At 73.1% G+C, this 12,840-nt stretch carries 13 protein-coding genes; 5 read left to right on the forward strand and 8 right to left on the reverse strand.

Features of this window, described 5'->3' with window-relative positions; genetic code table 11:
* Positions 1–35: 35 nt before the first annotated feature.
* Complete coding sequence (locus tag ACZCAH_RS06930; RefSeq protein ID WP_464340388.1) at positions 36–428, forward strand: DUF4307 domain-containing protein; 393 nt, start codon at positions 36–38, stop codon at positions 426–428.
* Between the two features lie 133 nt (positions 429–561).
* Positions 562–1,050 (forward strand): transcription elongation factor GreA, encoded by a 489-nt coding sequence (gene greA / locus ACZCAH_RS06935; protein WP_464340389.1) that lies wholly within the window; start codon positions 562–564, stop codon positions 1,048–1,050.
* A 79-nt stretch (positions 1,051–1,129) separates the two neighbouring features.
* Here greA and ACZCAH_RS06940 read toward each other — a convergent pair whose 3' ends face one another.
* A complete protein-coding gene (locus ACZCAH_RS06940) occupies positions 1,130–2,374 on the reverse strand; it encodes an AI-2E family transporter (protein WP_464340390.1) in 1,245 nt (414 codons plus the stop codon).
* A gap of 128 nt (positions 2,375–2,502) precedes the next feature.
* Between ACZCAH_RS06940 and ACZCAH_RS06945 the strand changes: the two genes are divergently transcribed.
* Both ACZCAH_RS06945 and ACZCAH_RS06950 read left to right on the forward strand, forming a co-directional pair.
* Positions 2,503–3,270: an ABC transporter ATP-binding protein gene (locus tag ACZCAH_RS06945; RefSeq protein WP_464340391.1), complete on the forward strand. Its 768-nt coding sequence runs from the start codon at positions 2,503–2,505 to the stop codon at positions 3,268–3,270.
* Positions 3,255–4,943 (forward strand): hypothetical protein, encoded by a 1,689-nt coding sequence (locus tag ACZCAH_RS06950; RefSeq protein ID WP_464340392.1) that lies wholly within the window; start codon positions 3,255–3,257, stop codon positions 4,941–4,943. Before ACZCAH_RS06945 ends, ACZCAH_RS06950 begins: the two co-directional genes overlap by 16 nt.
* Positions 4,944–4,997: 54 nt before the next feature.
* On the opposite strand, the gene ACZCAH_RS06955 is transcribed toward ACZCAH_RS06950, so the two are convergent.
* Genes ACZCAH_RS06955 through glmS form a run of 7 tightly spaced genes read right to left on the reverse strand, consistent with a single transcriptional unit; the run spans position 4,998 to position 11,696 of the window.
* Positions 4,998–5,495 (reverse strand): GNAT family N-acetyltransferase, encoded by a 498-nt coding sequence (locus ACZCAH_RS06955; protein ID WP_464340393.1) that lies wholly within the window; start codon positions 5,493–5,495, stop codon positions 4,998–5,000.
* Position 5,496: 1 nt separating this feature from the next.
* Positions 5,497–6,177 (reverse strand): tRNA (adenosine(37)-N6)-threonylcarbamoyltransferase complex dimerization subunit type 1 TsaB, encoded by a 681-nt coding sequence (tsaB, locus tag ACZCAH_RS06960; protein ID WP_464340394.1) that lies wholly within the window; start codon positions 6,175–6,177, stop codon positions 5,497–5,499.
* Complete coding sequence (tsaE, locus tag ACZCAH_RS06965) at positions 6,177–6,701, reverse strand: tRNA (adenosine(37)-N6)-threonylcarbamoyltransferase complex ATPase subunit type 1 TsaE (protein WP_464340395.1); 525 nt, start codon at positions 6,699–6,701, stop codon at positions 6,177–6,179. Before tsaE ends, tsaB begins: the two co-directional genes overlap by 1 nt.
* Complete coding sequence (alr, locus tag ACZCAH_RS06970) at positions 6,698–7,870, reverse strand: alanine racemase (RefSeq protein WP_464340396.1); 1,173 nt, start codon at positions 7,868–7,870, stop codon at positions 6,698–6,700. Before alr ends, tsaE begins: the two co-directional genes overlap by 4 nt.
* A 13-nt stretch (positions 7,871–7,883) precedes the next feature.
* Positions 7,884–9,374, reverse strand: a complete 1,491-nt coding sequence (locus tag ACZCAH_RS06975; RefSeq protein ID WP_464340397.1) for an NAD(P)H-hydrate dehydratase — start codon at positions 9,372–9,374, stop codon at positions 7,884–7,886.
* Entirely contained in the window at positions 9,371–9,817 is a 447-nt protein-coding gene (locus ACZCAH_RS06980) for a holo-ACP synthase (protein WP_464340398.1), read from the reverse strand. Before ACZCAH_RS06980 ends, ACZCAH_RS06975 begins: the two co-directional genes overlap by 4 nt.
* Before the next feature lie 10 nt (positions 9,818–9,827).
* Positions 9,828–11,696, reverse strand: coding sequence for a glutamine--fructose-6-phosphate transaminase (isomerizing) (glmS, locus tag ACZCAH_RS06985; protein WP_464340399.1), 1,869 nt, complete (start codon positions 11,694–11,696; stop codon positions 9,828–9,830).
* 161 nt (positions 11,697–11,857) lie between these two features.
* On the opposite strand from glmS, the gene coaA reads away from it, so the two are divergent.
* Positions 11,858–12,814: a type I pantothenate kinase gene (coaA, locus tag ACZCAH_RS06990; RefSeq protein ID WP_464340400.1), complete on the forward strand. Its 957-nt coding sequence runs from the start codon at positions 11,858–11,860 to the stop codon at positions 12,812–12,814.
* The last annotated feature ends 26 nt before the right edge of the window (positions 12,815–12,840 follow it).

Genomic DNA, 12,840 nt, shown 5'->3' on the forward strand with positions numbered 1-12,840 from the left:
CGGGCTCCCGGGCGGGGTCTGGGAGACTTGACACCATGACCTCCGTCCCCTCCCGCCCGACCGATCGCTACGGCGCCCCGCTAGTCTCCCGGCGCACGGCCCGGATCCTGGGTGCCGTCGCGGCCGCGCTCTTCGTCCTCGGCGTGATCGTCGTGGGGACGTGGATCTCGCGCACCCCGGTGCGCTACGACCTGGTCTCCTACGAGCACCTCGCCGACGATCGCCTCGAGGCCACCTTCGCGGTGACGATGCCTCCAGGCACCGCGGCGGACTGCCGAGTGCAGGCCCTGAACGAGGGACGCGCCCAGGTGGGCTTCGTGGAGGTGCGGATCGAGGCGCAGACCGAGCGCACCACCTCGCACACCGTCGAGATCTCGACGCAGGGCAGCGCCGTGTCCGCCGAGGTCGTCGGATGCGATCCGGTGTAGGATGCTCCGATACCGGTTTCCGGACCGGTCATCATCACCCGACCACGGGGCGCATGAGCACATGTGCCCCGTTCTTCGCGTCAGGGGCGGTTCCGCCCCGGCGCCCGAGGGACCACTGACAAGGAGTGAACCCATGAGCAGCCAGCCGAATGGCGCCTGGCTCACCCAGGATGCCTATGACCGCCTCGCCAAGGAGCTCGCCGATCTGGAGGGGCCTCGCCGCACCGAGATCGCCGAGCGCATCGCCGCGGCTCGGGACGAGGGCGATCTCAAGGAGAACGGCGGCTACCATGCGGCCCGCGAGGAGCAGGGCATGAACGAGGCCCGTATCACGGACCTCAAGCGCCTCCTCAAGGACGCCGTGGTGGGAGAGGCCCCGAAGGACGACGGCGTCGTCGAGCCCGGCATGGTCGTCACGATCACCATGGCCGGCAGGGAGCGCACCTTCCTGCTGGGCAACCGCGAGATCGCCGAGGGCACCGATCTCGAGGTCTTCTCGAGCGACTCGCCGCTGGGGTCGGCGATCCACGGCTCGAAGGTCGGCGACTCCGTCGACTACACGGCGCCGAACGGCAAGTCCCTGCCGATCGAGATCACGGCCGCCACGCCCTACGCGCCCTGATCCCCCGATCCGACAGGACCGTCCGGTGAGGCGGTTCCCGTCGGATCCCCCGCTTCCGGAGGCCACCGGTTCCCGAAGCTCAGGCGTCGGAGCCGGTGGCCTCCTGCACGACGGCCTGGGTCGCGCGGCGCACCGGGTTCTCGGGGCGCGGATCCTGTCCGGTGGCCGGGACCCGGCCGCGGCGCAGCGCGTCGAAGTGGGCGGCGGCCGCTTTGTCCACTCCCAGCTCGGGGCTGGGATCGCGGCCGACGACGTGCAGCAGGGTGGCGTTGACGAAGGCGATCAGCGGGATGGCGAAGAGGGCGCCGGGGATGCCGGCCACCATCGCACCGCCCGCGACCCCGAGGAAGACGGCGAGCGGGTGCAGCTCGACGGCCTTGCCCATGAGGAAGGGCTGGAGGACGTTGCCTTCGAGCTGCTGCACCGCGATCACCACGGCGAGCATGATCAGCGCGCCGACCCAGCTGTGCAGCACGAGGACGAGCAGCACTGCGATCGCTCCGGAGATCACCGCGCCGACCAGCGGGATGAAGGAGAACATGAAGACCAGCAGCCAGATCGGGACGGCGTAGGAGCCGAGACCCAGGCCGAGCATGCCGATCGCGATGCCGGTCGCGTCGACCGCCGCGACCAGGATCTGGGTGCGGACGTACGCCGAGAGGGCCTTCCAACCGCGGCGCACCGCCTCGTGGGTGGGCACGCGCGCCTCGGGCGGCAGCAGGCCGACCACCCAGCGCCACACCGTCGACCCGCTCGAGAGCAGGAAGAACAGGGTGAACAGGGTGACGATGATGCCGGTGGCGAGGTTGCCGAGCACGGCGGCCGTGGACAGCGCCGAGTTCACCAGCTGGTCGGCGTTCTGCTGCAGCTGGGCGAGGCCCTCGTCGATCGCGGAGTCGATCGTCGAGTTGCCGATGTTGAAGGTCGTGGTCACCCAGTTCATGACCGCCTGGAAGCCGGCGATCGCCTGGGTCTGGATGGAGCCCCACTGCGCGATCAGCTGCCGTCCGGCGAGGGTGAACATGCCCGCGATGACGAGCAGCAGGCCCAGCAGCGCCACACCGCTCGCGGCGCCGCGGCCGAGGAAGGTGTAGCGCGTGAGCGCCTTGACCACGGGGGTCAGCATCACGGCGAGCAGGATCGCGATGAGCACGGGGATCATCAGGCCCGAGACCTGGATCAGGCCCCACATCAGCAGCGCGCCGGCCGCGACGATCACCAGCAGCCGCCAGGACCATGCCGACAGCCGACGGATGCCGATCGGGATCTCGGCGACCTCCTGGGCGATCGCGGGTCGCCTCTCGCTCGGGCGCAGCTTCGACATCGTCTTCCCTCCTCCGGGCCGGTGCGGCCACCCGCACACTCTACGGGGCGCTAGGGTCCGACGAAGGTCGCCCCCGCGCTGGCCGAGCGACGGTGCGGGGCCCCCTCCCCCGCCGATAGCGTGACCCCATGCACAGCGATCCAGCCCCCGCCTTCTCCCTGCGCGGCCTGCGCAAGTCCTTCGGCGGCACGGAGGTGGTCCACGGGATCTCCCTGGACGTCCCGCGCGGCTCCTTCTACGGCATCGTCGGACCCAACGGTGCCGGCAAGACCACCACTCTGTCGATGGCGACGGGACTGCTGCGCCCGGACGACGGCACCGCCGATGTGCTCGGGGTGGACATGTGGGCGGAGCCCGAGAGGGCGAAGGCTCATCTCGGGGTGCTGGCCGACGGTCTGCGCACCTTCGACCGCCTGACCGGCCGAGAGCTGCTGACCTACGTGGGCCTGATCCGCGGCATGGAGCCCGCGGTCGTCGAGGAGCGCACGGACTCCCTGCTCGCGGCCTTCGACCTCGCCGGGGAGGACGGCAAGCTGGTCGTCGACTACTCCGCGGGCATGACCAAGAAGATCCTGCTCGCCTGCGCCCTGCTGCACGCCCCGCGGCTGCTGGTCCTCGACGAGCCGCTCGAGGCCGTCGACCCGGTCTCCGCCCAGGTGATCCGCACGGTGCTCACCTCCTACGTCGCGGGCGGCGGCACGGTCGTGCTCTCGAGCCACGTGATGGAGCTGGTGGAGGGTCTCTGCTCGCACGTCGCGATCATCGCCGGCGGCGAGCTGCGGGCCGCGGGCACCCTCGACGAGGTCCGTCGCGGCGGCAGCCTCGTGCAGACGTTCATCGACCTCGTCGGCGGCGGCGAGGTCGCGGAGGGGAGCCTGGCATGGCTGCAGTCCTGACCCCCGACGCCGTCGAGCACGGCACCGTCCCCGCGCGCGACCTGATCCGGCTGTCCCTCCGGCTGAAGTGGACGCTGTGGAAGCGGTCGTACCGCAAGAACGTCGGCAAGATCATCGGCGTCTCCATCGGCGTGCTGTACGCCCTCGGCGGCCTCGGATTGCTCGTGTTCCTCTTCCTCAGCACCACGGTGCTCTCCGGCGAGGGCTCCCTCTTCCCGATGATCGTGCGCGGCCTGGGCGTGCTCACCGTGCTGCTGTGGTTCCTGATCCCGGTGTTCGCCTTCGGGCTCGACGACACCCTCGACCCGCGCGCCTTCGCGGTCTACCCGCGCTCCGCGAAGGAGCTGCAGCCGGGCATGCTCGCGGCGGCCGTGCTGTCGATCCCCAGCCTGTTCACCCTCGCCGCCCTGCTCATCGCCACGGTCTTCGAGGCGCTGTGGCTGGTGCTCTACGGCCCCGGGGCCGTCGGCATCGCCGCCGGGCTGATCGCCCTGCTGCCCGCGAACCTCGCGGGCTTCGTCCTCTGCCTGCTGCTGCCCCGCGCCTGGTTCGCGCACTCCGCGGCCCGCTCCAGCTCCCGCTCCGGCCGGGAGATCGGCGGGGTGATCGGGATGATGGTCATGTTCGCGGCGATCTACGGCTTCTCCCTGGGGGCTCAGCGGATCGGCGACATCGACGGCGACTTGCTCATGCGCTGGCTGCCCCGCGTGATCGAGGGATTCGCGTGGACGCCCTTCGGCGCACTGTTCGCGGTGCCGATGGACCTCGCCGAGGGCCGCTGGCTGACGGGACTGCTGCGCGCGGTGATCGGCGCGGCCGCGATCGTGCTGACCTGGCTGTGGTGGCGACGCTCGATCGACGTCTCGCTCACCTCGGCGCTGACCGGCGATGCCTCCTCAGGGAGCACGAAGGTCACCTCGCTCGTGCCGCGCTTCGTCCCCGCCGGCCCCTTCGGCGCCGCGATGGGCCGCGCCCTGCGCTACTGGCGGCGCGACACCCGCTATCTCGCGGCGATCGGCATCTACCCGCTGATCGTGGTGTTCCTCGCGGCGATGGGGCTGATGCTCCCCGAGTCCCGCCCGATGATGATGGGCATGGCCGTGTTCATGGCCGGGCTGAGCGGCATCAGCCTCTCGAACGAGCTGGGCTTCGACGGTCCCGCCGGCTGGGTGCAGATCGTCGCGGGGATGCCTGCGCGGGCGAACCTCCTGGGGCGCGTCGCGGCGATGGCGCTGATCATGGTCCCGCCGCTGATGGTGGTGATGATCGTGCTGCCGCTGCTGTACGGGGTGCCGTCGCTGATCCCGCTGGTGATGATGGCCTCGTTCGGCACGATGCTCGGCGCCTGGGGCCTGTCGATGCTGATCTCGGTGCTGATGCCCTACCCGTCCTCCGCGCCGGGCACCAACCCGATGAAGGACAAGTCCGCCTCGAGCGCCAACGCCATGCTGTCGATGGGCATCGCGATGGTCGCGATCTTCATCCCGCAGCTGCCGACGATCGGCATCGGCATCTGGGGCGTCGTCGTCGGGAGCCTTCCGCTGCAGCTGCTCGCGGGCGGGCTGTCGCTGGTCCTCGGCGGCCTCGCCTTCTGGATCGGGATGCGCCTCGCGACGGCGCGCCTGGACGCCCGCTATCCGGACCTCTTCCAGAAGGTCAGGGACCACATCTAGGTGCGGGGGCCGCTGCCGACTCGCGCACGACGGACGCGAGTCGGTAGCAGCCGCTCAGAGCTCGCGCTGCATGACGATCGCGTCGACGTAGCCGTCGCGCACCCGGTAGTACGCGCGCCGTCGGCCGATCTCCTCGTAGCCGGCGGTGGTGTAGAAGGCGCGGGCGCGATCGTTGTCCTCGCGCACCTCGAGCAGGAGCCGTGCCGCGCCGCCGCTGCGGGCCTGCTCCTCGCACCATCCGAGCAGCGCCCGGCCGATCCCCTCTCCGGGGCGCCGGGTGCCGATGGTGTGGAGGTCCGCGGTGTCCCCGGCGAGCATGATCCCGGCATAACCGATCAGCCCGCGCTCGGCCTCCTCCCCCGCGGCCGCGATCACGTAGCGGCGATCGGGATGCTCGATCTCCGCGGCGACCTGGAAGACGTTCCACGCCTCCTCGGGGAACAGCTCGAGCTCGGCGAAGGCGATCTCCTCGACGTCCTCGAGGGTCGCGGGGCGCAGCGCCCAGCCGCGCCGCAGGGCGCCGCCTTCGTCGTCCTCTCCCGCCACCGCCATCTCAGCGCCCCAGGGCGGACTTGCGAGCGGTCGGCTTCGCGGCGTCGGGCTCGCGCAGGTAGAGCGGCGCGGTGTCGGAGAGGTCCTCCCCGACGGCGAGACGCTCGACGGCGGCGAGCAGGAGATGCCCGGCGTCGACGTGCTCGAGCGGGTCCGTCGCCGCCAGCAGGTCGGGGTAGAGCGCCGTCCCCGAGCCGACGAGCAGGTCGCAGCCGGTGAGCTCGGCGGCGACGTCGGCGGGCGCCGCGACGGCGGGCCCGTCGGTCCGCTCGAGACGGCCGTCCACCGCGCGGCGATAGCGGGCGTGGTAGACCTCGCGGCGGCGGGCGTCGAGGGCGACGCCGACGGTGAGCGGCTCGGCCCCGGGGTGCGACGCGAGCGCCTGGTGCGCGAGCGCGTCGAGGGAGCACAGCCCGTGCAGGGGCACCTGGAGCACGGAGGCGATGGTGCGCGCGCTGACCAGGCCCACGCGCAGTCCGGTGAAGGGCCCGGGCCCGCGGCCGGCGACCACGCCGGTGAGCTCGGCGCGGCTCGCACCGGCGGCCTGCAGGGTCTCGTCGACCAGCGCCAGCAGCACCTCGTCGTGGTGGCGGGCGCGGGTGTCGGTGCGGACGGCGAGCACCTCCCCCTCGCGGGCGACGGCGACGCTCACCGCCCCCGAGGTGTCGATCCCCAGCAGCATCAGCTCTCCTCCTGCACGGTCAGTCCAGCCTCCGCGAGCACCTGCCGCAGGGCGGCGAGGTCCCAGCGCGGGCCGCTCGGGACGAGCCGCAGGGTGCGCGGCTCGTCGGGGTCCTCGGGGTCCTCGACCCGGTCGGGGCGCTGCAGCTCGATGCGCAGCACCGAGGGGGCGAGGTGCTCGACCCGGTCCCGGCCCCATTCGACGACGGTCACGGCGGTCTCGAGATCGGCCTCGAGATCGAGGTCGTCGATCTCGCTCTCGCCGCCGAGCCGGTAGGCGTCCACGTGCACGAGATCCGGGCCGTCGCTCAGCGAGGGGTGCACGCGCTCGATGACGAAGGTCGGGGAGGCGACGGGTCCGCGCACCCCGAGTCCCGTGCCGAGACCCTGGGTGAAGGTGGTCTTCCCCGCGCCGAGCGGGCCGTCGAGGACCAGCAGGTCCCCGGCGCGCAGGGCGCCGGCGAGCGCGCGAGCGACGGTGCGGGTGCCGTCGGCGTCGGCCGTCCGCACGACGAGGGCGCTCATGCGCGCACCTCCCGCGAGACCCGGCCGGAGACGGAGGTGAGCACCTCGTAGGGGATGGTGCCCGCGGCGCGCGCCCAGTCCTCGGCCGTGGGGGCGGCGGGGTCGTTCGGGGCGCCCTTGGCGTCGCCGAAGAGGAACACCCGGTCGCCCGCGCGGGCGGAGGAGTCCGGGCCGAGGTCGAGCACGATCTGGTCCATGCTGATGCGGCCCACCTGGCGCGCGCGGCGGTCGCCGGAGGCGGTGCGGACGATGACGTCCACGCCGCCGCTCGCGGACCGGTGCAGGCCGTCGGCGTAGCCGATCGGGACCAGGCCCAGGCGGGTCGGCGTCTCGGTGCGATAGGTGCGGCCGTAGCCGACGCTCTGCCCGGCGGGCACCTCCTTGACCATCGCGAGACGGCTGGTGAGGGTCATCGCCGGGCGGAGCTGGACGTCGGTGGTGACCGGCGGGCAGCCGTACAGCGCGATGCCGGGCCGCACGATGTCGCGGTGCAGATCGGGTCGGGTGAGGAGGGCCGCGGAGTTCGCGAGATGCTGCAGCGGCACCGGGCCGACCTCGTCCTCGAGCGCCTCGACCGAGGAGTCGAAGATCTCGACCTGCTGATCGGTCGCGGGGTCCGCCGGATCGTCGGCCGAGGTCAGGTGGGTCCAGGCGGCGACGATCTGGATGACGTCGTCCTCCTGGGCGGCGGCGGCCAGGGGGCGCAGCTCGTGCGGCATGACGCCGCCGCGGCCCATGCCGGTGTCGATCTTGAGGTGCACGCGGGCGCGACGGTCGGCGGTGCGCGCGGCGCGGGAGACGAGCTCGAGCATCGCCCGCGACCCGACGGAGACGTCGATCCCCGCGGCGATCACCTCGGGCATCATCGCCTCGGCCGTCTCCGGCTCGTACAGCCAGGTCAGGATCGGCACCTCGAAGCCGGCGCGGGACAGGGCCAGCGCGCTCGCGGGATGGGCGACGCCGAGCCAGGTCGCCCCGCCCTCGACCGCGGCACGGGCGGCGGAGAGCATCCCGTGCCCGTAGCCGTCGGCCTTCACCACGGCCATGAGGGCGGTGTGCTCCTCGAGCAGGCCCGTCAGGGTGCGGGTGTTCTGCGTGATGGCCGAAGGGTCGATGACGGCGCGATTGGGCAGGTGCCGAGGGTCCTCGGCGGGGATCGGGATGGTCATCGGGCTCCTCGGATCACGGCTGGGCGCTCGCCAGGATAGTCCCGAGGGCGTGCGGGAGGGCGTCGGCGACGTCGAGAGCGACGAGCGGCACGCGCCCGCCGAGGGAGGCGCGATGCGCGGCGCGGCCGTGGATCAGCGCGGCGAGGGCGGCGGCGTCGGGGCCGGTCAGCCCGCCGCCGAGGAGGGCGCCGAGGATCCCGGCGAGCACATCCCCGGTGCCGGCGGTGGCGAGCTGGGCGGGGCCATCCGCCTGGCTGCGCAGCGGTCCGCCGCCGCCCGGGGCGATCACAGTGATCGCGCCCTTGAGCAGCACGGTCGCGCCGGTCGCGGCGGCGAGGGCACGGGCCAGCTCCGGGCCGGGCAGATCCGGGTCGAGCTCGAGCCGGCGGGCGAGCCGCTCCGCCTCGCCGCGGTGCGGGGTGAGGACCACGTCGGGGCCGAGGGCGTGCTCGGGGCCGATCGCGTCGAGCGCCCCGGCGTCCAGCACCCCGCGGCGGAGGACGGGTCCGTCACCGTCGGGCCCGGAGTGCCCGGAGAGCAGGGAGAGACCGCGCGCGGCCCGCGGGTCGTCGGGCGGGAGCCCGGGGCCGACGACGAGCACGTCGGTGCGCGGCAGCTCCGCGGGGGCGACCGGATGGCCGACCACCTCGGGGCGGGCGCGCCAGACGAGCTCCCGCGCGGACTCGGGGGCGAGCAGGCGCACCATGCCCGCGCCGGCGCGGGCGGCGCCCGAGCAGGCGAGGACCGCGGCGCCGGGGTACTCGGCACTGCCGGCCAGCAGGGTGACGACGCCGCGGCGGTACTTCGAGTCCGCGGGGCGGGCGGGCGGCCAGAGCGCAGCGGCGTCGGCGTCCTCGAGCCGCTCGACCGCGGCGGCGGACGGCAGGTGCGCGGCGAGCCCGAGCGGCACCAGGTGGACGGACCCGGCCCGCTCCGCCCCGCCGGGCAGCAGCAGCCCCGCCTTCACGGCGCCGAAGGTCACGGTCTCCGCGGCGACGAGCGCGTCCGGGTCGGCCTCACCGGTGGTGGCGTCGACGAAGCTCGGCAGGTCCACGGCGAGGACCGGGACCCGCGCGGCGCGCACCGCCGCGAGCAGGGGGCGCAGGGTCGAGGGCGCCTCAGGGCGGGCGCCGAGGCCGACGATCGCGTCGAGCACCAGGTCCGTCCCGGGGAGCAGTGCGGTCAGCGTCTCCTCGAGCTGCTCCGGCTCGGGCGCATGCACCGTGCCGCCCGCGCGGCGCAGCGCCTCGGCTCCGCCCTCGTGGACGGTCCCGGCGACGGCGAGCACCTCGGCACGGACCCCGTCGGCCCGCAGCAGCGCCGCCGCCCACAGGCCGTCGCCGCCGTTGCTGCCCCGCCCGGCGAGGACCAGCACCCGGCGGGCGCCGCGCAGCCGGACCCGGGCGCAGATCCCCTCGGCGGCGCGCAGCATGAGCGGTTCGCCCGCCGCGAGCAGCGGCTCCTCGGCTGCGCGCACCGCGGCCGCCCCGTGCGCGCGGATCATGATCGGCCCCGCTCGGCGATCACGATGGCGGTCGCGACGTCCCCGTCGTGCGAGAGGGACAGGTGCAGGTGCTCGACCTCCTGCTGCTCGGCGGCGCGCAGGGTCGCGCCGCGCAGACGCAGGTGGGGTCGACCCGAGGCGGCCCGCTCGACCGTGACGTCCTGCCAGGAGAACTCCCCCGGCGAGCCGAGCGCCTTGCCGACCGCCTCCTTGGCCGCGACCCGTGCCGCGCGCGAGGCGTCGGACAGCCCCCGCTCGGCCGGGGTCAGCAGGCGGTCCAGGAGGGCCGGGGTGCGTTCGATCATGCCGGCGAGGCGCTCGATGTGGACCACGTCGATGCCGGTGCCCGCGATCAGCGAACGCTCGGAGACGCCGAACGCCCGGCCCCCGAACGAGTCGGCGGACTCGGAGGGGTCGGGCGCGGGCGGCGGGACGATGCTCATCCCGGCAGTATCACTCGACCGTGACGGACTTCGCGAGGTTGCGCGGCTGATCCACGTCCAGACCCTTCGCGGTGGCGAGGGCGCAGGAGAAGATCTGCAGCGGGATCACGGTCAGCAGCGGGGCGAAGAGGGTGCGGGTGGCGGGCACGCGCAGCACCACGTCCGAGTACGGCAGGACGTCGTCGTCGCCCTCCTCCGCGATCACCAGCGTGCGGGCGCCGCGGGCGCGGACCTCCTGGATGTTGGAGACGACCTTGGAGTGCAGCGAGTCGCGGCCGCGCGGGGACGGGACGATCACGAACACCGGCTGGCCCTCGTCGACCAGGGCGATCGGGCCGTGCTTGAGCTCGCCCGCGGCGAAGCCCTCCGCGTGGATGTAGGCGATCTCCTTGAGCTTGAGCGCGCCCTCGAGCGCGGTCGGGTAGCCGACGTGGCGGCCGAGGAAGAGCACGCTGGTGGCGTCCTTCATCTCCTGCGCGAGCTGCTCGACGGACTCGGCGCCGTCGAGCACGGTCTGCACGTGCGCGGGCAGCTGCTCGAGGTCCTCCATGAGGGCGGCGATCTCGTCGGGGAAGAGGTTGCCGCGCACCTGGGCGAGGTAGAGGCCCAGCAGGTAGCAGGCGGTGATCTGGCCGAGGTACGCCTTGGTGGAGGCGACCGCGATCTCGGGACCGACGTGCAGGTACAGCGCGGCGTCGGCCTCGCGGGGGATGGTCGAGCCGTAGGTGTTGCAGATCGCGACGACCTTCGCGCCCTGCTCCTGGGCGTGACGCATGGCCATCAGCGTGTCCATGGTCTCGCCCGACTGGGAGATCGCCACGACCAGGGTTTTCTCGGTGACGATCGGGTCGCGGTAGCGGAACTCGTGGGCGAGCTCGACCTCGGTGGGGATCCGACACCAGTGCTCGATCGCGTACTTGGCGACGTTGCCGGCGTTCGCGGCGGTGCCGCAGGCGACGACGATGATCTTGTCGATGCTGCGCAGGACCGACTCGTCGATGCTCATCTCGTCGAGGTGCAGGGCGCCGGAGTCGATGCGGCCGCGGAGGGTGTCGGCGACGGCGGTGGCCTGCTCGTGGATCTCCTTCGCCATGAAGGACTCGAAGCCGCCCTTCTGCGCGGCGGTGACGTCCCACTCGATGGAGTAGCGCTTCTGCTCGGTGATCTCGGTGCCGGCGAAGTCGGTGACGACCACGTCGTCGGCCGTGACGGTGACGACCTGGTCCTGGCCGATCTCGAGCGCCTCGCGGGTGTTGTCCACGAAGGCGGCGACGTCGGAGCCGAGGAAGTTCTCGCCCTCGCCGAGGCCCACGACGAGCGGGGAGTTGCGGCGCGCGGCGACCACGCGGTCGGGCTGGTCGCGGTGGACGGCGAGGAGGGTGAAGGCGCCCTCGAGCTGGTTCGCGGCGGCGCGCAGGGCGACGGTCAGGTCGCCGGCGGTCGCCATCTCGCGGGCCACCAGATGGGCGGCGGCCTCGGAGTCGGTCTCGGAGCGGAAGGTGTAGCCGTCGGCCTCGAGCTCGGCGCGGAGTGCGGCGAAGTTCTCGATGATGCCGTTGTGGACCAGGGCGAGCTCGTCGTCCTTGCCGCCGAGGTGGGGGTGGGCGTTCCCGTCCGTGGGCGCGCCGTGGGTGGCCCAGCGGGTGTGGCCGATGGCGACCCGGCCGCTGGTCTCGGTCGCGCCGTCGAGGGCTTCGCGGAGGTTCGCGAGCTTGCCGGCGCGCTTCTCGATGCGCACGGCGCCGTCATCGATCACGGCGACTCCCGCGGAGTCGTACCCGCGGTACTCGAGGCGGGCGAGGCCCTGGAGGGCGACGTCCACGGGACGGGAGGAGGGGGCTGCGGCCTGCGGGCCTGCGTATCCGACGATTCCACACATGGGGCTCAACCTAGGGGACGACGGGCGGATTCGCCCGGCTCGGGACCCCCGTCGGGCGAGTCATGGATCACGCCCGCCGGGGGTGCTGGCGGACCCTGGCCGATCGTGATCGGCACCGGTCACGTTCGCGCACGCTCCCGGGATGGGCGAGAATCGTCCGCATGAAGGCTGCGCCGACGTCGAGCACCGTCACCCCGTTCGCGGAGATCCCCCGTGAGGAGTGGGCACGTCTCTCCCAGCAGACCCCGCTGCCGCTCTCCGCGGAGGACGTCGACCGGCTGCGCGGTCTCGGCGACGGGATGGACCTGCACGAGGTCGACGCCGTGTACCGGCCGATCTCCCGCCTGCTGAACATCCACGTCGCCTCCGCGCAGGGGCTGCGGCGGGCGCGCGAGCACTTCCTCGACCAGCACCAGCAGCGGACCCCGTACGTGATCGGCGTGGCCGGCTCGGTCGCCGTCGGCAAGTCGACCACCGCGCGTCTGCTGCGGGAGCTGATGGCGCGCTGGCCGGACACCCCTCGGGTGCAGCTGGTGACGACCGACGGCTTCCTCCACCCCAACGCCGAGCTCGAGCGGCGCGGGATCATGCACCGCAAGGGCTTCCCCGAGAGCTACGACCGGCGCGCGCTGCTGCGCTTCGTCTCGGACGTCAAGTCCGGGCACGAGCGCGTCGAGGCGCCCGTGTACTCGCACCTCACCTACGACATCCAGCCGGAGGAGCGGGTGGTGGTGGAGAGCCCCGACGTGCTGATCGTCGAGGGGCTCAACGTCCTCCAGCCCGCGCGGCCGCGCCGCGACGGGCGGCTGGGCATGGCGGTCTCGGACTTCTTCGACTTCTCGGTGTACGTCGACGCGCGGGTGGAGGACGTCCAGCGCTGGTACGTCGACCGCTTCCTCGCGCTGCGAGCCACGGCCTTCGCCGATCCACGCTCGTACTTCCGCCGCTACGCGGAGCTCACCGACGAGGAGGCGCGCCAGACCGCGTCGAGGATCTGGCGCACCATCAACGGCCCGAACCTCACCGAGAACGTGCTGCCCACCCGGGGCCGCGCGGATCTGGTGCTGAGGAAGGACGCCGAGCACCGGGTGCACTCGGTGCTCATGCGCAAGGTGTGAACCGGGGCGGGCCCGGAAAGGGCTCC

The organism is Brachybacterium sp. B718/18 (assembly GCF_055454375.1).